The organism is Planococcus sp. 107-1, assembly GCF_021513255.1.
In the GTDB taxonomy this organism is placed as follows: Bacteria; Bacillota; Bacilli; order Bacillales_A; family Planococcaceae; genus Planococcus.
The window spans coordinates 3,272,374-3,290,893 of sequence record NZ_CP090977.1 but is presented as its reverse complement, the minus strand read 5'-3'; the positions used below and the strand labels follow the sequence as shown (position 1 = coordinate 3,290,893).

General features: G+C 45.1%; 20 protein-coding genes, 2 pseudogenes and 1 riboswitch. Of the genes and pseudogenes, 20 read left to right on the top strand and 2 right to left on the bottom strand.

What is annotated here, in order from left to right:
- Positions 1 to 248 precede the first annotated feature (248 nt).
- Positions 249 to 710, bottom strand: a complete 462-nt coding sequence (locus L0M13_RS17140; RefSeq protein ID WP_235197629.1) for a universal stress protein — start codon at positions 708 to 710, stop codon at positions 249 to 251.
- Positions 711 to 913: 203 nt separating this feature from the next.
- Between L0M13_RS17140 and L0M13_RS17135 the strand changes: the two genes are divergently transcribed.
- The 17 genes and pseudogenes from L0M13_RS17135 (at position 914) to L0M13_RS17055 (ending at position 12,734) form a co-directional block, all read left to right on the top strand.
- Positions 914 to 1,465, top strand: coding sequence for a methyltransferase family protein (locus tag L0M13_RS17135; protein WP_235197628.1), 552 nt, complete (start codon positions 914 to 916; stop codon positions 1,463 to 1,465).
- A 152-nt stretch (positions 1,466 to 1,617) separates the two neighbouring features.
- A complete protein-coding gene (locus L0M13_RS17130) occupies positions 1,618 to 2,280 on the top strand; it encodes a Crp/Fnr family transcriptional regulator (protein WP_235199340.1) in 663 nt (220 codons plus the stop codon).
- A 182-nt stretch (positions 2,281 to 2,462) separates the two neighbouring features.
- Positions 2,463 to 2,585 (top strand): cytochrome C oxidase subunit II, encoded by a 123-nt coding sequence (locus L0M13_RS17125; RefSeq protein WP_235197627.1) that lies wholly within the window; start codon positions 2,463 to 2,465, stop codon positions 2,583 to 2,585.
- Between the two features lie 31 nt (positions 2,586 to 2,616).
- On the top strand, positions 2,617 to 3,084 hold the full coding sequence (locus tag L0M13_RS17120) for a cytochrome c oxidase subunit II (protein ID WP_235197626.1): 468 nt from the start codon (positions 2,617 to 2,619) through the stop codon (positions 3,082 to 3,084).
- A 2-nt stretch (positions 3,085 to 3,086) separates the two neighbouring features.
- Positions 3,087 to 4,738 (top strand): annotated as a pseudogene (locus L0M13_RS17115) (b(o/a)3-type cytochrome-c oxidase subunit 1).
- A 239-nt stretch (positions 4,739 to 4,977) separates the two neighbouring features.
- Complete coding sequence (locus L0M13_RS17110; RefSeq protein ID WP_235197625.1) at positions 4,978 to 5,460, top strand: GNAT family N-acetyltransferase; 483 nt, start codon at positions 4,978 to 4,980, stop codon at positions 5,458 to 5,460.
- Positions 5,457 to 5,987, top strand: coding sequence for a mycothiol transferase (locus L0M13_RS17105; protein ID WP_235197624.1), 531 nt, complete (start codon positions 5,457 to 5,459; stop codon positions 5,985 to 5,987). The genes L0M13_RS17110 and L0M13_RS17105 overlap by 4 nt, the downstream gene beginning before the upstream one ends.
- Positions 5,980 to 6,528 carry a GNAT family N-acetyltransferase gene (locus L0M13_RS17100; RefSeq protein ID WP_235197623.1) on the top strand — a complete coding sequence of 183 codons (549 nt, stop codon included), beginning with the start codon at positions 5,980 to 5,982 and terminating at the stop codon, positions 6,526 to 6,528. Before L0M13_RS17105 ends, L0M13_RS17100 begins: the two co-directional genes overlap by 8 nt.
- A complete protein-coding gene (locus L0M13_RS17095; RefSeq protein WP_235197622.1) occupies positions 6,525 to 7,070 on the top strand; it encodes a GNAT family N-acetyltransferase in 546 nt (181 codons plus the stop codon). The genes L0M13_RS17100 and L0M13_RS17095 overlap by 4 nt, the downstream gene beginning before the upstream one ends.
- Positions 7,071 to 7,166: 96 nt before the next feature.
- Positions 7,167 to 7,772: a CHASE4 domain-containing protein gene (locus L0M13_RS17090; RefSeq protein ID WP_235197621.1), complete on the top strand. Its 606-nt coding sequence runs from the start codon at positions 7,167 to 7,169 to the stop codon at positions 7,770 to 7,772.
- Positions 7,739 to 9,454 carry a putative bifunctional diguanylate cyclase/phosphodiesterase gene (locus L0M13_RS17085; protein WP_235197620.1) on the top strand — a complete coding sequence of 572 codons (1,716 nt, stop codon included), beginning with the start codon at positions 7,739 to 7,741 and terminating at the stop codon, positions 9,452 to 9,454. The genes L0M13_RS17090 and L0M13_RS17085 overlap by 34 nt, the downstream gene beginning before the upstream one ends.
- Positions 9,455 to 9,545: 91 nt before the next feature.
- Positions 9,546 to 9,737: a DUF3934 domain-containing protein gene (locus L0M13_RS17080; RefSeq protein ID WP_235197619.1), complete on the top strand. Its 192-nt coding sequence runs from the start codon at positions 9,546 to 9,548 to the stop codon at positions 9,735 to 9,737.
- Positions 9,738 to 9,872: 135 nt separating this feature from the next.
- A complete protein-coding gene (locus L0M13_RS17075) occupies positions 9,873 to 10,295 on the top strand; it encodes an organic hydroperoxide resistance protein (RefSeq protein WP_235197618.1) in 423 nt (140 codons plus the stop codon).
- 29 nt (positions 10,296 to 10,324) lie between these two features.
- Positions 10,325 to 10,777 carry a MarR family winged helix-turn-helix transcriptional regulator gene (locus L0M13_RS17070; protein ID WP_235197617.1) on the top strand — a complete coding sequence of 151 codons (453 nt, stop codon included), beginning with the start codon at positions 10,325 to 10,327 and terminating at the stop codon, positions 10,775 to 10,777.
- Positions 10,778 to 10,812: 35 nt separating this feature from the next.
- On the top strand, positions 10,813 to 11,289 hold the full coding sequence (locus L0M13_RS17065) for a glutathione peroxidase (protein WP_235197616.1): 477 nt from the start codon (positions 10,813 to 10,815) through the stop codon (positions 11,287 to 11,289).
- A 120-nt stretch (positions 11,290 to 11,409) separates the two neighbouring features.
- Positions 11,410 to 11,997, top strand: coding sequence for a cysteine hydrolase family protein (locus tag L0M13_RS17060; protein WP_235197615.1), 588 nt, complete (start codon positions 11,410 to 11,412; stop codon positions 11,995 to 11,997).
- Positions 11,994 to 12,734, top strand: coding sequence for a class I SAM-dependent methyltransferase (locus L0M13_RS17055; protein WP_235197614.1), 741 nt, complete (start codon positions 11,994 to 11,996; stop codon positions 12,732 to 12,734). Before L0M13_RS17060 ends, L0M13_RS17055 begins: the two co-directional genes overlap by 4 nt.
- A 32-nt stretch (positions 12,735 to 12,766) precedes the next feature.
- Here L0M13_RS17055 and L0M13_RS17050 read toward each other — a convergent pair whose 3' ends face one another.
- Positions 12,767 to 14,074, bottom strand: a complete 1,308-nt coding sequence (locus tag L0M13_RS17050) for an MFS transporter (protein WP_235197613.1) — start codon at positions 14,072 to 14,074, stop codon at positions 12,767 to 12,769.
- A gap of 429 nt (positions 14,075 to 14,503) precedes the next feature.
- Here L0M13_RS17050 and L0M13_RS17045 point away from each other — a divergent pair, with 429 nt between their 5' ends.
- From L0M13_RS17045 to L0M13_RS17035, 3 genes and pseudogenes are all read left to right on the top strand, one after another.
- Complete coding sequence (locus tag L0M13_RS17045; RefSeq protein WP_235197612.1) at positions 14,504 to 15,328, top strand: undecaprenyl-diphosphate phosphatase; 825 nt, start codon at positions 14,504 to 14,506, stop codon at positions 15,326 to 15,328.
- Between the two features lie 82 nt (positions 15,329 to 15,410).
- Positions 15,411 to 15,588, top strand: a riboswitch (cobalamin riboswitch).
- Between the two features lie 156 nt (positions 15,589 to 15,744).
- Entirely contained in the window at positions 15,745 to 16,230 is a 486-nt protein-coding gene (locus L0M13_RS17040; RefSeq protein WP_235197611.1) for an acyl-CoA thioesterase, read from the top strand.
- Positions 16,205 to 18,515 (top strand): annotated as a pseudogene (locus L0M13_RS17035) (ribonucleoside-diphosphate reductase subunit alpha). Before L0M13_RS17040 ends, L0M13_RS17035 begins: the two are co-directional and overlap by 26 nt.
- Positions 18,516 to 18,520 lie beyond the last annotated feature (5 nt).

The window sequence follows — 18,520 nt, the reverse complement described above, 5'->3', positions numbered from 1 at the left end:
CATAACTGGTTCTCTCTATAATATATTTTACTTGGATAATAAATTCATTCCTTGCTTTGCACTGAAAAACAGCAACGAACCTATTGTAACATGATTGAAAACTGTTTTTTATTACAGTTTTGTATCAGAATTATACCGGTATATTTTGTATGAAGAGACCTAATGCTCATAAAAGAGGAAAACCCCTTCCTTTACAGGTCATGTAAAGGAAGGGGCCAGTGTATCCTAAAGGAAAGTTTACTTAGAGATTACGCTTCAATGCTTTCAGGATCCTCGGTTCGGACGACAAGTACATCACAATGGGCAGAGCGGATGATCCGTTCGGATACGCTTCCGAGGAAGATGCGTTCTGCTGCATTCAAGCCGGTAGCTCCGCAAATAATCAAATCGATATTGTATTTCTTGACCAAATCGACGGGAATCAACTTTTTAGGCGAACCGTACTCGATCACGACGTGGACATTTTCTGCTCCAGCGGAAGCGGCTGTTTGCTTATAGCCCGCCATCAATTTTTCAGAAGATGCCATCGCTTCTTTTGCGATTGCTTGGCTGTAAGCCTCCACTGAACCAAAAGATTGATTGTCGATAATATGGACAAGATACAAGGCGGATTTATTGCGGGATGCAATCCCAATCGATTTTTTAAAGGCAAGGTCTGCTTCATTCGAACCATCCACCGCAACTAAGATATTTTGATATTGTAAGGGCATTTGAATTCCTCCTGTCTATATTGTTCTCTTTCCACATCCGTGCTGTAAATTCCTTTTTTATTTCATTATTCTTACATTAAAGTATGTCGATAAGGTGAAGAGCTGTTGAGTTTAACCCGGGAAGGGAAGAGATTTGTTTTGAGAAGCAATGTTCTATATATTGACTATAAGAGAAACTGAAGATTTGGGTGAAGATGATGGCGATGGCGGAATGGATTTTTATTGGAATTAGCGTGGTTTGGATCGGAGAATTCATTTTCTTTCGAAATCGGGGCGTCGGAGAAGGCGATCCTTACGAAAAAAAATCTTTCTATTATATTTTAGCCGCGCTCGGAGCTACGATTGCTGCGGCATTATTGCTGCAGGAGATCGGAACAGACACAGAAATTGGCCAATTTATGCGCTGGACTGGCCTCGTGCTATTTGCTATGGGTGTATTCTTGAGGTTCTGGGGAATCCTTCATTTGAAAAGCCAATTTACCCGGCATGTCACAGTCCGAGAAGGCGATGAAATCGTCAGTTCCGGCCCTTACCGGATGCTGCGGCATCCGCTGTATACGGCCTTGCTGCTGATTGGTATTGGCATGGCTTTATTTTGTACAAGCCTGATTGCGGCAATTTTGGGCGGAGCCGTCGTCATTTGGACTTTGCTAAAGCGCATCAGCTACGAAGAAGAGCTTTTGATCGAAAAATTCGGTCCGGAATATGTTCGATGGATGAAAAAAAGAGCAAGACTGGTTCCCTTCATTTATTAATGCCACAGCTGCCATAGTTGGCAGTTTTTTTATTGGGAAATTACATTTTTTGCTTCCGAAATATGATAATCTTTACATACAGGGAACAATATTCTGAGGAATGAGGGTTCAACTTGGAACGGACGGCAGCAACTCAAAAATTTACCATAGAAATGGGCCTGCATGCAGGCATTAAGAAAATAGAGAAGTCTTATCAAAAGAATAGTTATCTTTTTCGGGAAGGCGATGACGTGGAAGGAATCTATATCATCGAGTCCGGAAAAGTCCAGATCGGAAAAGTGACGCCGGACGGCCGCGAACTTACCTTGAAAATTTGCGGGCCGGAACAGATTGTCGGGGAAGTCACGGTGTTTTCCGAAGCTGCGAAATACATGCTGGATGCAAAAGCGATAGAAGATGTTGTCTGTACGAAAATCGCGATAGAAGATTTGGAAGAAGGGCTTCTGAAGAATCCTCGATTATCGGCGGCTTTCATGAAATGGATGGGCATCGATCAGCAAAAGACACAGACAAAATTCCGCGATCTTCTCCTTCACGGCAAAAAAGGAGCGCTCTACTCTACGTTAATTCGTTTGAGCAATAGCTACGGAATCCAGCAGCCTGAAGGCATTTTGATCGATATGATCTTGACCAATCAGGAACTTGCCAACTTCTGCGGAATGACCCGTGAAGTGGTGAACCGGATGCTCAGCGACTTGAAAAAGGAAAAGATGATTTCGATGGTGGGTGGAAAAATGTTGATCCACGATCTTTCCTATTTGAAAACCCAGATCAATTGCGAAAATTGCCCGATTTCATTTTGCAAAATCGACTAGGAAAGTTAAACCAAATTCAATCAAAAGAAGCGATCTTGGATTTTTATCCGAGATCGCTTCTTTTTTTGTCTAAAATTCGACAGACGCCATAAAAAGAGGGGCATGTGTGAGAAATATCACAATGTTCGAAGGCAGAAAAGATTACTTTAGGAGTAAGAGATTGACAGAAGAGGTGAAGGGAAATGAGCAAAAAAAATGATCATGCGAATATAGACCTCCGCGGCACCTTGATCAGTGTATTTTTTGTGGGTGTTGTGATTGTGGCCATGTGGGTCATCGTCTATTCCATGTATGTAGCAAGGTGAAAAATGAACAAAGAAAAAGGAGTAGAGGAATATGCATCTTCATAAATTCGAAAAAATTTGGCTGACGTTTGGAATTGTTGCGTTAGCAGTGTTTCTAGGCGTCGTCGGCGTGAGCGCATTTTCACAGGACCATACCCCAGCAGGCGGGATGGACACGATCGATCCGAAAAAAGTGAACGAGACAGCGCCTTTCGATAAACCGGGAGTGACGCAATTGGATGACGACACATACCAAGTGGCAATCGTCGCTATGGCTTTCGGCTATAATGCGCCGGATCTGCGGGTGCCAGCCGGAAAAGAAATCATCTTCAAAGTGACCAGCACCGATGTGGTCCACAGTTTTACGATTGATGATACAAAAGTGAATATGATGGTCGTGCCGGGGCGCATCACGACAAAATCCTATACATTCGATAAACCCGGAAAATACTTGATTCTCTGCAATGAATATTGCGGAACAGGGCATCATATGATGTTCAATGAAATAGAGGTGTATTAAACATGATTGCTGCACAAGATCGAAAAATAGCTTTATGGAATATCGGCGTTGCGTATACGGCCTTTTTAATCGGGACCTTATGCGGGCTGCTTCAAGTTTTTATCCGGAATGATGCACTTCAATTGCCGGCTTGGCTGGATTATTATCAAATTTTAACGGCACACGGTGTGCTGCTCGCACTTATATTTACGACCTTTTTCATCTTTGGATTTTTCATTACCGGCATGAGTAAAAGTTTGGGGACGTTCGGCCCGAAAGTCCGTCTGTTTTCATGGATCGGCTTCTGGGTAACTTTGCTTGGCACGGTGATGGCGACAGTCATGATCGTTTCCGGTGAAGCTTCAGTCCTTTATACATTTTACGCACCGCTTAAAGGCAGCGGCTGGTTTTACGTCGGCTTGGCATTGGTCATTGTCGGAACATGGATTAGCAGTTTCGCTTTAGTCGGCCATTATGTGGTGTGGCGCAGAAACCATAAAGGGGAACTCAGCCCTTTATTCGCTTTTATGACGATTACGACGATCATCCTTTGGATTATTGCCTGTTTAGGGGTTGTGGCAACGGTCTTATTCCAATACATCCCGTGGGCATTCGGCTGGACAGATACCATCAATGTTGAATTGAGCCGTTCCCTGTTCTGGTATTTCGGACATCCGCTTGTCTACTTCTGGCTGCTGCCTGCTTATATGGCCTGGTATGTGATCGTACCAAAAATACTCGGCGTCAAAGTTTTCAGTGATTCCTTGGCACGCTTATCGTTTGTTTTATTTATCTTATTCTCTATTCCGGTTGGGTTCCACCATCAGTTGACGGAACCGGGGATTTCGAATTTCTGGAAATTCCTTCAGGTAGTTTTGACATTCATGGTTATTATTCCGTCTTTGATGACGGCATTCTCCATGTTTGCCAACTTTGAAATTTCAGGACGCAAAAAAGGAGGAACCGGGCTATTCGGCTGGTTCACAAAACTTCCATGGAAAGATGTCCGCTTCACGTCAATCTTTATTGCGATGGCATTCTTTATTCCTGGCGGCGCGGCGGAATCATCAATGCAAGTTTCCAATTGAACGAAGTCGTCCACAATACTTTATGGATCGTCGGGCATTTCCATATCACAGTCGGAACGCCGGTAGCAATGACTTTCATGGGGATGACGTTCTGGCTCATTCCGTATTTGACCGGACGCAAATTTACAAAATCGATGCAAATCCTCGGATTCGTCCAAATCATCACGTGGTCCATCGGAATGCTGCTGATGTCGACAGCCCAGCACATCTTGGGGCTTCTCGGTGCTCCGAGACGGACTGCCTATTCAGGCTATAACGATCATCCCGCCGCTCTTGAATGGTTTGATGGGATTTTAACCAATCACGTAACGATGGCTGTTGGAGGAAGCATCCTCTTCCTTTCCGCCATGATTCTCATCTATATCGTCGTCATGACGATGTTCTTGTCGCCAAAAGCTGTGAAGCCTGAAGATGTAGTTGAATTTCCGATGGCGGACAGCGATAAAGAAAACACACCGAAATGGCTGGAAAATTGGTGGATTTGGATTGGAATCGCCGTCTTCCTAATTGTTGCTGCCTATGCGATTCCGCTAAGCCATATGATTCACCATGCACCGCCTGGATCGGAAGGATTCAAAACTTGGTAGGAGTTGAGCGCAATGTTGATCACCGCATTATCATTAATGATTATCTTCATCGTTTTTACCGCCATGCTGATCGAAACCAGTATATCTGACGAAGAATAGAAAGAAAACTGCCTTTCCGCACTATGGAAAGGCAGTTTTTTTCTTTCTCATAAAAAACAGACTATTCAGCAATGAGGCTTCATGCCTATAATAGATACTACAATAAAAACTACTTAAGTCGGGGAACAGGAAGTGGCAGGATGAAAATCTTTTTAGAACTGGCAACAGCAGAAGATGCACCGGTGCTTCATATAATGCAGAAAGCGGCTTTTCAGCCTTTGTTGGATAAGTATCAGGATTTCGAAACCAGCCCAGCCAATGAGTCTATAGAACGGCTGTTGCTGCGAATCGAACATCCTTCAGGACGCTTTTATAAAATCATAGCAGACGGAGAGTTGGCTGGAGGCATCCGGGTCCATTGGAGAGACAACCGCCAATACTGGATCGGGCCGTTATTCGTCGATCCGTCGTATCAAGGATTCGGCATTGCCCAGGAAGTGATGAAGCGAGTGGAAGAAATTTTTGCACAAGCGGCTACGTGGGAATTGGCAACCATTCTGGAAGAGCGCGGCAACTGCCATTTGTACGAAAAATTGGGGTATGAACAAACAGGAAAAACCGAAAAATTGAATGGGAAAACGACGCTCGGCTATTTCAAAAAAGAAGGGGCTGCCAGAGAATGAACTACACCATCAAACCGCTCCAAGGATTCAGCGGGAAAATCGGGGAATTGCTGTTCCAACTTGACCATACACGTTCTCTCACCAAAGCGGAAGTTGCTGGGCTCGGGGAGATTGAATTGGATTATATGGAAGAGGCCGCCAGCAATTCGATCGGTGCGCTTTTGTATCATATGGCTGCCATTGAAAAGGTCCATCAAGTGATTGCGTTTGAGAAGCGCGATTTGACAGAAAAGGAGTTGGCAGATTGGTCGGCGGCTCTCGAGTTGGGGGAGAGAGGGCAAAAAGAGATTCACGGAAAACCGCTGGATTTCTATCTTCACTTACTTGATGACACACGAAAAGAAACCTTGCGCCTCTTTAAAGAAAAGGAAGACCTCTGGCTTTACGAAGAAGGCGTTTGGCCGAATGGTGTTTCGTTCAATCAATATTATTTATGGTTCCATGTGATGGAAGATGAAATCAGCCACCGCGGCCAAATCCGGCTGATTAAACGGAAATTGAAAGTGGAGAAGATCGCCGATGCCTGAGCCGATAGAGAAAAGAATTCAGTTGCGGGAAATTGTGGAAGAAGATTGGGCAAGTGTCCATGCGTACGCTTCTTTGGAAATGGTGTCTCGCCATCAAGCCTGGGGGCCAAATTCAAAAGAAGACAGCAAGGCCTATGTGCACGAAGTTTTAATGGAAGCGAAAGCCATTCCGAGAAGGCAATTCATTTTTGCAATTACAGTCGGAGAAACGAAAAAGATGATAGGAGCAGTTGAATTGAATATCCGGGACGAAGTGAATCGGACTGGCGAAATCGGCTATATTTTGCATCCGGATTTCTGGGGGCGGGGCATTGCGGGAGAAGCAGCTGCCCAAGTTCTGCAATTCGCATTTAACGACCAGAAACTTCATAGGGTGTTTGCGACCTGCGACCCTAGAAATGCGGCTTCCTATAGAGTCCTTGAAAAATTGGGCATGTCAAAGGAAGGAAGGCTCCGGGAAAATATTCGATTGCGGGACGGTTGGCGGGATTCCTTCGTCTATAGCATCTTAGAAGAGGAATGGAGAGAGTCAAGGCAATGAAAAAAATCCAATTAGTGAAACACGACTTGAAATATGCGGGGGAAATATATACCTATTCATCAGCGCCTCCAGTGAAAGACGCATTAGGATTGCCCGATGGCACGGTTGAGGACACAAAAGCTTTTATTGGAAGAGTGCAGAAAGAAGAGCAGGAAGGAAGAAGCTTGCCGCGCGTTATTTTAGACGAGAGCGGAAACCTGATTGGGCTGACCGATCTGATGTTCATCGACAGAAGCAAAAAGTCCTGCCATATGGGCACCTGGATTGCCCATCCGTTCTGGGGGCAAGGGTATAATGAGGCTTCCAAAATCGCCATCCTGAAAATCGCATTCGAAGAGTTGGGCTTGGAGCATGTGTTTGCCGGCGCGCGGAAAGTGAACATCCGGTCGCAAAAAGCTCAGCAAAAGTTGCCATTTATCCGCCTTAACGTAGAAGCGGATTTCCCGGAAGAACTGGCGGCTCTTGAAAAAAAGGAAAAACAGCCTTGTGTATTAAATGCTTTTTACCGTGAGGATTTCTTGAATTTCATCAAGTACCGTTAATTTCCATTAAGAAAATCAAAAAACTGCCGATAGTAAAAGAAAAGCCGTTTTCGTAAAAACGGCTTCAAAACATCATGAAGATTTGGGAGAGACGATATGACACTAAAGATGAAGACTGCGGGACTTATCGGCATTACAATGGCAGCATTTATCATTTTACTCTTCCTTTTCATGCGGCCCGTCATATTGAACGACGCCAAGTTGATGGATGAGGAATCCTTGGAAACCGACCGGAAACGTGTGGAAAGCTACATCGAGTCGGAAAAGATGGATTTGCAGCGTTTTAACCGCGATTGGGCGGTATGGGACGATTCCTACGCCTTTATGCAAAATCGCAGCGAAGCGTATATTGGTTCCAATCTAATTCCAGAAACATTTGAAAACAGTGCCATTAATTTAATGGTTTTCATCAATACAAAAGACGAGGTCATCTATGCGAATGGCTACGACTTAGCAGATGGCACGGAGTTGGATTTGGCTCGCAGCTTGCAGCAGGTTCCGGAAATCATCGAAGAAGCTGAAAATGGAAACGGGCTAGTGATCATAGAAGATTCCAGTTTTGGATCGGTGATGGTTGCAGTGGATGAAATTCTGAAAAGCGAAGGCCAAGGCCCGTCGGCAGGCCATCTGGCTTCAGGTATTTTCCTGAACGAATCTTTTTTTATACGATGCGCAATACATTGGCGCTGGATGTGCAAGTAGTCAATAAAGAAGCAGGAGATCTGAAAATTCAGGAACTGGATGAAAAGACATTGAGCAGCTTGCTTGCGGTTAGTGACGGTTTGACGCTTGAATTGAAGAAAGAGCGGAAGTATTACCAGCAGAAGTTGAGCAGCATGAATGGCCTTTTCCTGGCGTTGGCTATCGCTACCATTATTTTGGTCATCCTTGTCTACTATTTAATGGACATGCTGGTCTTATCACGGATTTCGCATCTTTCCGTGCAACTAAAAGATGTGGATTTCGATAAAGCACAATCTTTGGAAGTCGAAAATTCCAGAAATGTCGAAGATGAAATAACTGATCTGGAAAATTCGATTCAAAACATGCTGAGCAGTTTGGAAAAAGCCCATGCGGATGTATCAAAGCTGGCCTTTTTTGACCAATTGACCGGCCTTCCAAACCGATTCAGCTTGTATAAAGATTTCTTAAAGCGCATCGAAAAAGAACAGGCATCTTTTTCCGTTCTGTTTTTTGACTTGGATGGTTTCAAGCGGATCAACGATTTATATGGCCATAATAGCGGCGATGAAGTATTGAAACAGATTGGCCGGCGGCTGAATGCCAAGTCTTTGCGGAAAGGAAGCCGCTTGTACCGCATCGGCGGCGATGAATTCATTTTAATTTCAGATACTGCCGAAAAGACAAAATTGACCGGTGAAATTACAGAAGTGATGGCAGCAATCCAAAAAGTGTTCAATCTGGGCAAAGTGACCACCAGCATTTCGGCAAGCATCGGAATCAGCTTTTATCCGGCGAACGCCAGAACTCTAGACGACTTGCTGCAATACGCGGATGTCGCAATGTACGCAGCAAAAAAGAATGGCAAAAACAATTACGTTTTCTACGAAGACATCACAGACAAGCATCTCTACAAATATTTGCTGAATCTTAAAAACGACTTAGTGGATGCCGTTGAAAATAATGAGTTTTTCTTGGAGTACCAGCCGATTATGGACAATAAAGGTGAGCGCATCCAAGCTGTAGAAGCGCTCATCCGCTGGAATCACCCGAAAGAAGGACTGATTGCGCCTTTGCGTTTCATTCCGCTGGCAGAAGAAACGGGAATGATGAAAGACATCGGCGATTGGGTCATTCGCAATGCGGTAAAGGATATCCAAAAATGGAACGAAGAAAATGGACAGGCGCTTTCACTGGCGATCAACGTTTCAAAAGCTCAGCTGAGATTTAAAGGCGAATTGATTGAACTGATTGACGACGTCCTGGAAGAAAACGATTTTCCGGCGCATCAGCTGCAAATCGAAATCACGGAAAGTGATACGGTAGCAGAACATGAAGAAATCGTGGCTTTCATCAATGAGTTGAAGCTGCGAAATATCCAAGTGGCCTTGGATGATTTCGGCGTCGGGACTTCCTCGCTGTACCATCTCCTGGAACTGGATGTCGATATCGTGAAAATCGACCGCAGTTTCCTTCGGCAAGTGCCTGCCAGCGAAAAAGACACGGCTTTGCTGAAAGGAATTTACAGCACCTTGTATGACTTGAATATTCAATTGGTGACGGAAGGAATCGAAACGGAAGAGCAGCGCGATTTTGTTTCCGCAAAAAATGGCTCTTACCTGCAAGGCTTCTATTTCAGTAAACCGGTTCTTCTGAAAGAATTGAAGAAGATGCAGGAGGGTTGGGAAAAGACCTTATTGTAACAGGAAGCTCGTCCATATTTTTAAGAAAGATGTGAAAATGGCAAAAACCTGTTATGATAAGAGGATTCCCAGAAAGTAACGGAGTGATAACATGACTAAAAAAGCGAAAGCCAAAAGCGGCGTAGGCCAAGGGACCGGAAAAAAAGGCTGGAACCGCTGGAAAACCGGCGCCAACAAAGCGAAAAGCTTTAAGCCGTATACGAGCAAAGCCAACAAAAAATCTGATGGATCAAAATCTGATCAATCGGCTAACAACGAGCCGCCTGAATGGATCGACGGCTAAATACAAGAATGATGAAGCTGCCCTTTAAAGGCAGTTTTTTTGTGGAAAATAAAAGCGGCATGAGCAGATTCGTTTACATCGTGCGCGATGCAGTTTAATATAGATCGTGTAAGATATAAAATGTTGGAGGGATGAATGATGAAAGCACTTTATGAAACAACAATCATCAACACTGGCGGAAGACAAGGGGAAGTATATTCGGAAGACAATATCTTCTTCATGGATGTAGCGAAACCGAAAGCACTTGGAGGAGAAGCGACAACTGCTACGAATCCCGAACAATTATTTGCTGCAGGCTATAGCGCTTGCTTTAACAGTGCCTTAGAATTAGTACTAGAAAAAGATAAAGTGGAAGTTGAGAAAAGCGAAGTCAAAGCTACAATTTACCTGATTGGCGATAAAGAAAAAGGCGGCGTGAAGTTAGCTGCGAAGTTAGAAGTCGACATTGCCGGCATCGACCAAGAGAAAAAAGAAGAATATGTGGCAAAAGCGCATGACTACTGCCCGTATTCAAAAGCGATCAAAGATTCCATTGACGTGGAAATCGTTGTCCTGTAAACCGCTCTTAGGTGCCGGTGAAATATAAAATGGGTGTGATGAAAATGGAAAGAATGACTCAACTGGATCAGCAATTATGCTTTGAAGTCTATAAAGCTTCAAGCAATTTTACGAAAATGTATGCGAGGGTCCTCGAACCGTTCAATCTGACATTCACGCAGTACTTGGTTTTGCTTGTCCTCTGGGAAGAAGACCGGCTGCTCACAAAAGATATCGGTGAGCGGCTCGGCCTTGGAACCGGAACGTTGAATCCAATCATCAGCCGGATGATTGCACAAGGCCGGCTGAACAAGGAGCAGTCAAAAGAAGATAAGCGTGCCTACATTATTTCACTGACCGAAAAAGCGAAAGCAGAACATGAACCGATTGAACAGGCAGTTGCAGAAAAGCTGATCAGCTGCAATTTCATGGATGTGAATGCCATTACGCTGATGAAGAATTTAAAAGAATTGAATGCCTTCTTCAGTGGAATGGATTTATAAAAGCGAAACGAAGCGAAGAACGGGAGTGATGTGGGATGAGTATTTATGATATGACGGTTCCAAAAGCAGATGGGGATGCCTATTCTCTCAGCGAATACAAAGGCAAGGCCATGCTCATCGTCAATACGGCGACAAAATGCGGATTGAGCGATCAATTCGACAGCTTGGAAAACCTGTATTCAACTTACAAAGACGACGGCTTGGTGGTGCTCGGTTTTCCTTCGGACCAGTTCAAGCAGGAGCTTGGAAGCGCAGAAGAAGCGGAGGAAGCGTGCCGCATGAGCTACGGGGTCACTTTTCCGATGCATGGGATTGTTAAAGTCAATGGCAAAGAAGCGCATCCGCTTTTTAACTACTTGACGTCCAACAGCAAAGGCTTCTTGTCGAAAAGCATCAAATGGAATTTCACCAAGTTTCTAGTGGATCCTGAAGGGAATTTGATTGCGCGTTATTCGCCGCAGGAAAAGCCGGAAGCGTTCGAAAAAGACATCAAAAAAGTTTTGGGGAAATAACCAACCATTCTTGCCTGGCGAGCTGCTGCAGCTTGCCGGGCTTTTTTTATTTTCAAAGGAGTTTGCGCTTCGAAAACAGAAATAACTACAGACGATGGTATTCAGGAAAGGAAGATTCGGATGGATAAAGGAAAAACGGCATTATTGATAGTCGATGTGCAGCAAGCTTTTGATGATGAATCGTGGGGAGAGCGAAATAACCCGGAAGCGGAAGCGAGAATGGCTGAGATCCTGGCAGCATGGAGGAACAACAATGGATTCGTCCTCCACGTTCAGCACCGGTCTGACAATCCGGAATCGCTGTTCTATCCCCACAAGGAAAGCCATGAAATTAAAGAGGACCTTCAGCCGACAGGCAAGGAAACGGTCATCACGAAGAAAGTGAACAGTGCGTTCATCGGCACCAATCTGGAAGAAATCTTGCGCATGAACGGAATCACGACAGTAGTGATTGTAGGATTGACTACACCTCACTGTATTTCTACTACTGCGAGGATGAGCGGAAACTTGGGCTTCTCGACTTATGTCGTCTCGGATGCGACGGCTGCCTATGAACTAAAAGATCCGGACGGAAACCGGATAGATCCGGAGACCATCCATTCGGTTTCGCTCGCAACTTTGCACGGAGAGTTCGCGCATGTCGTGACAACGGCAGAATTGATGCATGAATTTACTTCACAGCCTTCCAGAAGTGAGGAGGAGAAATGAACGAAGAACAATTTTATGAAGCGGTCGGGAAAGTGAATGGCTGGGATTTCAGCCGTCTGCGGAGTCGGACGGAAGGAGAGCTCTGGGACTTCTATAAGATTGTGGCGGAAAATGCAGAAAGGTCAGCCGCGCTACTGGATCTTGGAACAGGCGGCGGTGAAAAAATGCTGGAAATCGCCTCTTCCTTTTCCTCCGTGACAGCGATTGACCGGTCAAAAGCCATGATTGAAACGGCTAAGGCCAATTTGGCTAAAACCGGTTATGCACATGTGCGTTTTCTGGAAGCATCTTCTGAAACACTGCCGTTACCGGATAGTTCTTTTGATCACCTTTCGAGCCGACATGCCCCGTTTGATGCCAAAGAAGTATGGCGAGTATTGAAAAAAGGCGGGACTTTCTATACCCAACAAGTCAGTGAGGCGGATAAAGCGAATCTGAAGGCCGCATTTGGACGCGGCCAGTCGTTTGGAGAGCAGGACGGCACATTACGGGATGCTTGCGAAAGCGAACTGGCAGATGCCGGGTTTTCGAACATAGAAATTCGTGAATACGATGCAGCGGAATACTTGGAGCGCCCGGAAGATTTGCTTTTTCTTCTCATGCATACACCCATTATTCCAGGCTTCGGGGAACAAGAAGGAGATTTCGCTCGCCTTCAGGAATTCATCGAGCAATATCAAACTGACAAAGGAATCCAGACGAATTCAAAGCGATTTCTGGTGATTGCTAGGAAGTAAGGAGAAATTTAATGTCTATACGCAAAGAGCCCTTACTCATAGAGTAAAGGCTCTGTCTGTTTTTGAAGAAGTTCTTCTTTGAACGATTCGACGTTTTGTTCACCTTGTTTACGAGGAGGGCTCGCAAGGAAGGCGGCAAACATGCCGAGAAGCGGGAACAGCAAGATTCCCCAAAGAATTTCCGTATAGCCGCCGAACAGGTCATACGCGATGCCGAGCGGCAATGGGCCGAGTGCTGAGCCGGCCACGATCATCGCCATTGAGATGCCGCTGATGCTGCCGATATGTTTGCGTCCGAAATAATTCGGCCAGACGACAGCCATGACGATCCGTTCAACACCCATGCTGACTCCCCAGACAAGCCCGAACACAATGGCCATTCCTAAAGTGCTGGTGTTTTGAAGCAACAGCAGAGAAACAATTTCTCCGAAAAACAGCAAGGCCAGCATATATTGCACTTTCACTTTTTCAAGCAGCATACCCGTCAAGAAAGTCACGGGTAAACCAATCAAGGCAGTGATACTCAAAACACTGGCAGCTGTTTCAAGAGACAACTCTTTTTCTTGAAAAATCGAAACTAAATGAAAAGTAAGGCCGGTATTAACGATGCCCGGAATGGCTGCACAAAACAGCAAAAGCCAAAACGCTTTTGTTTTGGAGGCTTCTTTCACCGTCCAGCTGATTTCTTCCGCGGCGTTCTGTATCTTCCCTTGTTTTTTGGCGTCTCCATTATCAGGCAGCAAGCCCATGTCTTCCGGTTTGTTCTGAATCAGGAAAAAGGCCAGCGGGGTAAAGCAGATAATGATGATAGCGCCGAGGATCAGCCAAGAAGCGCGCCAACCAAAAGAACCGATCAGCCACACGTTCAGCAGCGGAAATGCGGCCGAACTGACCAAACCGCCGATTGCTGCGATGCTGATGGCTCGGCCTCTTTTTTTCACAAACCATTGAGGGATCAAGGAGCTTGAAATCAGCGCCATCGATCCTTGGCCCAATAAGCGGATGAAAAAGAAACCGATAAAGAGCATGACAAGGCTGGTGACAAAACTATTGAACATACAGGCAGCTGCAAGTGCCAAGGAAACAATGACGGCCATTTTGCGGGAGCCATTGCGGTCGATCAAACGGCCGATAAAGAACAGCAGAAATCCGGAAGCCAAAGTGGCCGCTGAATAGATGCCGGAAACCGTTGAACGGCTCCATCCAAATTCGTCTATGTAATAATCAATGAAAATCGAGTTGGAATAAGTTTGTCCGGGACCAGAAAAAAACTGGGACAGCGCAGCAAGCGCGATAATCACCCAGCCATAGTGAAAGGAATATCCTGTAATTTGTTTCATCGTACATCTCCACTTTTGATAGTAAACTGCTAATCTAAGGCTATTGATATATTGAAATCACAATTAATTATCATACCACCATTTTTAATTAATGAAAGTCTTTTGTTCATGAAACAAAAAGAAAAAGGATTCAGAAATTAATTATTGCGAAAAAATGTATCGAAGCTGACTGCTTATGTATTTGAAAGGATTTTAAGGATTAAATGCAACAAGAAAAGGAAAAAGGTGTATGATAAATAGAGTTTCTGCATCTTTCAATAGGAAATTACCGAAACAAGTGAATTAAGGATTCAGAGCAGCTTGACTTTAAAGGCCAGTGTCGAGTTAAATGAAAAAGACTTCTTTTTTAGCTGCTCACGACATGGAAGAGAAATTAGATAAAATAAAACGAATCGGACAATATGAACGATTTTAAGGAGAAAGAACAGAATGGATTTGTGGGAAATTTTTGTTGCGATTGTACTGGGAATTGTGGAAGGTTTAACAGAGTTTGCGCCAGTTTCTTCAACAGGGCATATGATCATCGTTGATGACATCTGGCTGAATTCAAAAGAGCTGTTCAGTGAACCGGTGGCGAATACGTTTAAAGTCGTCATTCAGTTAGGTTCCATTTTAGCGGTCGTGATCATCTTTAGAGACCGTTTCAAAGACTTGCTTGGTTTAGATAGAAGCAAAACGGCTGAGAAAAAGCAGCGTTTGAGTTTGACGAAAGTAATTGTCGGGTTAATCCCGGCCGGAGTGCTTGGTTTGGCTTTCGAAGATTACATAGATGAATACCTTTTTTCGGTTGAGACCGTTATTATCGGCTTAGTGCTGGGTGCAGTGCTTATGCTAATTGCGGATTACTTTACCAAAAAGAAACCGCATATCGATACGGTTGACCAGATGACTTATAAACAAGCGCTTGGCATGGGGCTTTTCCAATGTCTTGGTTTATGGCCAGGTTTCTCCCGTTCAGGATCGACCATAGCCGGCGGGGTTCTTTTGAAAATGAGCCACAAATCAGCAGCCGATTTTACCTTTATCATGGCAGTGCCGATCATGCTTGGAGCAAGCGGCTTGTCGTTATTGAAAAACTGGCAGTATATTACGGTGGAGGCACTTCCATTTTTTGTGGTCGGATTCATCAGTGCTTTTGTGGTAGCTTTAGTTGTTGTTAAATTCTTCTTGAAATTGATTGATAAAATCAAATTGATGCCATTTGCGATTTATCGAATCGTACTTGCGGCCTTGATTTTTGTCGTTTACCTGTAATCGCTTGTAAAATCCACAAAGCTGGATTATAGTAAATAAATACAATAATTAGTGTTTATATTTATTTTTGAACACTATATATAGTGTCGCCGATAATGATGGTGCCTGAAAAGGCTTAATAGGGAATCCGTGAAAACCGGAGCTGTACCCGCAACTGTAAGTGCTGACGAACTATGGAAAACCACTGTCCAATGGATGGGAAGGCCGTAGTGTAGGAGGAAGCACAAGCCAGGAGACCTGCCTCGTTATAAGTTTATGATCTTCTCCGGGAGCTGGGAGGTATAACGAAGGTACTCTGCAAGGAACAGTGGATTTCTGCTGTTTTCCGTTGGATTATTTGCGTTTATATACCCGTCTTCTCTCAGAGAAGGCGGGGTTTTTTGTCTTTAAAACAAGTAATGGAGGATTGAACTGCAATGGAAAAACAAATTTCGGGAAGCATTTCACGGACGGTGCAAACAAGGCTCGTGCTGCCGCCCGACACGAACCATATGGGGACGATATTCGGTGGAACGGTACTTGCCTATATTGATGAAATTGCGGCAATTACCGCCATGAAACATAGCGGAAAAGCAGTAGTGACCGCTTCAATCGATACGGTCAACTTTTTATCTTCCGCTACAGTCGGGAATGTCCTGCTTTTGGAAGGCGTGGTGATTTCCACCGGCCGGACCTCGATGGAAGTCTACATAAAAGCGGAATGCCAAAACATTGAAACAACTGAAAAAACCTTGACGACAACTGCGATCCTGACGATGGTGGCTGTGGATGATAAAGGCAAACCGACGCCGGTGCCAGCAGTGGTGCCAGAAAGCGAAAAAGAAAAACAATTATTCAAAAGCGCACAAGATCGAAAGCAGCAGCGCATGAAAATCAATGAATTTGCAAAGGAGCTGGTTTGAGATGAATCCCATCGTTTATTCGGAAAAAGGCACAGTTGAAAAAGCCATCCACCGGGCGGAAAAAATTTATAACTTGGATGTTGCACCTCTTCTCGCGAAACTGGAAACACTTGGACATGAAGCGAAGGCCGAACAATCACTTATATATGCACTCAACCGGATTTCCATGGCAGAACCGGATTGGACATTTGTAGCGGCTGAACTGTATTTAGAAGAATTGTATGAAAAAGCTGCAAAGAACCGGAACTATCCGCCGCAAGATAAATACGGCGATTTCTATAAGTTGGTGAAGAATTTAAGTGAAGTCGGCATCTATTCGAGCGACTTGCTGGAAAGCTATTCCGAGGAAGAAATCAAGGAGCTGGGCAAGGAAATCGATGCTGAGCGGGACTTGCTGTTCAATTATATCGGCCTGTTTTTATTGGCAGACCGTTATGTGGCGAAGGATTATGAAGGAAATATCCACGAATTGCCGCAGGAGCGCTTCCTGGTCATCGCGATGACTTTGATGCAAAATGAACCACGAGAAAAACGGCTAGATCTGGTAAAAGAAGCTTATTGGGCGATGAGCAACCTTTATATGACAGTGGCAACACCGACCTTGTCCAATGCTGGCAAGAGCTTCGGGCAGCTGTCTTCCTGCTTTATCGACACGGTGGACGATTCGCTCGACGGCATTTACTTAAATAACTGGGACATTGCCCGCCTGAGCAAAGACGGAGGCGGCATCGGCATTTACTACGGCAAAGTCCGTGCGCTCGGATCGGACATTAAAAAATTCAAAGGCAACTCGTCCGGTGTGATTCCGTGGATCCGCTTGGTCAATGATACAGCAGTCAGTGTGGATCAGCTTGGACAGCGCCAGGGTGCGGTCGCTATTTACTTGGACGTCTTCCATAAAGATATTATGAACGGCTTCCTGGACTTGAAAACGAACAATGGCGATGAACGCCGAAAAGCGCATGACATTTTCACGGGAGTTTCGATACCGGATCTATTTATGGAAAAGCTGAATGAAAAAGATGAGAATGGCCGGAGCATCGGCGAGTGGCATACCTTCTGTCCGCATCAAGTCAAAGGCGTCATGGGATGGAAAGATGAAAACGGGACGGCACTTGGACTTGAAGATTTCTATGATGAAAACGATGTAAAGCATTTTACTGAAAAATACGAGGAAGCGGCAGCGAATCCGCTCTTGCCGCGAAAAACTTACCGGGCGATGGATATCATGGCGCGCATCATGGTATCGCAGCTTGAAACGGGGACACCTTATATGTTCTATCGCGACGAAGTGAACCGGCAAAATCCGAACAAGCATATGCGCGGAAAAGGGCGTACGTCGATCTACTGCAGTAATTTGTGTACAGAAATTGCACAAAATATGTCAGCGACAACGATTACAAAAGAATATACCGACGAAGACGGCAACCTGGTCATGATCCGGAAACCAGGCGACTTCGTTGTCTGCAACTTGTCGTCGATCAACTTGCCGCGTGCGGTGAAAGCGGAAGTGCTGGAGCGTCTCATTCCAATCCAGATGCGCATGCTCGATAATGTCATCGACTTGAACACCATTTCCGTCGGCCAGGCGGATGCAACGAATAAAAAATACAGAGCGGTGGGAAGTGGAACTTTCGGATGGCACCATTTGCTCGCACTTGAAGGCATCCACTGGGAATCAGAAGAAGCCGTGGCGTTCGCTGATAAGTTATATGAAGAAATTGCCTACCATACGATCCGCTCTTCTATGGAACTTGCCAAGGAAAAAGGCGCTTACCGCGAGTTCAGCGGCTCGGAATGGCAGACAGGCGAGTATTTTGAACGCAAACAATACACAAGCGGCCGCTGGACCGATTTGCAAAAAGAAATCACTGAGAACGGCGTCCGCAACGGCTGGATGATGGCAGTCGCGCCGAACTCGTCAACAGCAAAAATCGGCGGTTCAACGGACGGCATCGATCCATTGTACGCAGTCGAGTATGCAGAGGAAAAGAAAAACTTCAAATTCAAAGTGACAGCACCTGACTTGAACCACAATACGTACGATTACTACCGCCGAGCCCGCCATGTCCTGGACCAAAAAATGGAGCATCCGCCAAAACGCGGCACGCCAGCGCCATATCGACCAAGGCATCAGTTTCAATTTATATGTTCCGCATACGATCAAAGCAAAAGATTTGTTGGAAATGCATGTCGAAGCTTGGGCACAGGGGTTAAAAACGACTTATTATGTACGCAGCACATCGCAGGCGGAAATTGAAGAATGCGAAGCTTGCCAAAGCTAAGGAGG

What these genes read in the sequence shown, in the direction of transcription:
- L0M13_RS17140 (WP_235197629.1), bottom strand. Translation starts at nt 710, where the DNA reads ATGCCCTTACAATATCAAAATATCTTAGTTGCGGTGGATGGTTCGAAT.
- L0M13_RS17135 (WP_235197628.1), top strand. Translation starts at nt 914, where the DNA reads ATGGCGGAATGGATTTTTATTGGAATTAGCGTGGTTTGGATCGGAGAA.
- L0M13_RS17130 (WP_235199340.1), top strand. Translation starts at nt 1,618, where the DNA reads ATGGGCCTGCATGCAGGCATTAAGAAAATAGAGAAGTCTTATCAAAAG.
- L0M13_RS17125 (WP_235197627.1), top strand. Translation starts at nt 2,463, where the DNA reads ATGAGCAAAAAAAATGATCATGCGAATATAGACCTCCGCGGCACCTTG.
- L0M13_RS17120 (WP_235197626.1), top strand. Translation starts at nt 2,617, where the DNA reads ATGCATCTTCATAAATTCGAAAAAATTTGGCTGACGTTTGGAATTGTT.
- L0M13_RS17110 (WP_235197625.1), top strand. Translation starts at nt 4,978, where the DNA reads ATGAAAATCTTTTTAGAACTGGCAACAGCAGAAGATGCACCGGTGCTT.
- L0M13_RS17105 (WP_235197624.1), top strand. Translation starts at nt 5,457, where the DNA reads ATGAACTACACCATCAAACCGCTCCAAGGATTCAGCGGGAAAATCGGG.
- L0M13_RS17100 (WP_235197623.1), top strand. Translation starts at nt 5,980, where the DNA reads ATGCCTGAGCCGATAGAGAAAAGAATTCAGTTGCGGGAAATTGTGGAA.
- L0M13_RS17095 (WP_235197622.1), top strand. Translation starts at nt 6,525, where the DNA reads ATGAAAAAAATCCAATTAGTGAAACACGACTTGAAATATGCGGGGGAA.
- L0M13_RS17090 (WP_235197621.1), top strand. Translation starts at nt 7,167, where the DNA reads ATGACACTAAAGATGAAGACTGCGGGACTTATCGGCATTACAATGGCA.
- L0M13_RS17085 (WP_235197620.1), top strand. Translation starts at nt 7,739, where the DNA reads ATGCGCAATACATTGGCGCTGGATGTGCAAGTAGTCAATAAAGAAGCA.
- L0M13_RS17080 (WP_235197619.1), top strand. Translation starts at nt 9,546, where the DNA reads ATGACTAAAAAAGCGAAAGCCAAAAGCGGCGTAGGCCAAGGGACCGGA.
- L0M13_RS17075 (WP_235197618.1), top strand. Translation starts at nt 9,873, where the DNA reads ATGATGAAAGCACTTTATGAAACAACAATCATCAACACTGGCGGAAGA.
- L0M13_RS17070 (WP_235197617.1), top strand. Translation starts at nt 10,325, where the DNA reads ATGGGTGTGATGAAAATGGAAAGAATGACTCAACTGGATCAGCAATTA.
- L0M13_RS17065 (WP_235197616.1), top strand. Translation starts at nt 10,813, where the DNA reads ATGAGTATTTATGATATGACGGTTCCAAAAGCAGATGGGGATGCCTAT.
- L0M13_RS17060 (WP_235197615.1), top strand. Translation starts at nt 11,410, where the DNA reads ATGGATAAAGGAAAAACGGCATTATTGATAGTCGATGTGCAGCAAGCT.
- L0M13_RS17055 (WP_235197614.1), top strand. Translation starts at nt 11,994, where the DNA reads ATGAACGAAGAACAATTTTATGAAGCGGTCGGGAAAGTGAATGGCTGG.
- L0M13_RS17050 (WP_235197613.1), bottom strand. Translation starts at nt 14,074, where the DNA reads ATGAAACAAATTACAGGATATTCCTTTCACTATGGCTGGGTGATTATC.
- L0M13_RS17045 (WP_235197612.1), top strand. Translation starts at nt 14,504, where the DNA reads ATGGATTTGTGGGAAATTTTTGTTGCGATTGTACTGGGAATTGTGGAA.
- L0M13_RS17040 (WP_235197611.1), top strand. Translation starts at nt 15,745, where the DNA reads ATGGAAAAACAAATTTCGGGAAGCATTTCACGGACGGTGCAAACAAGG.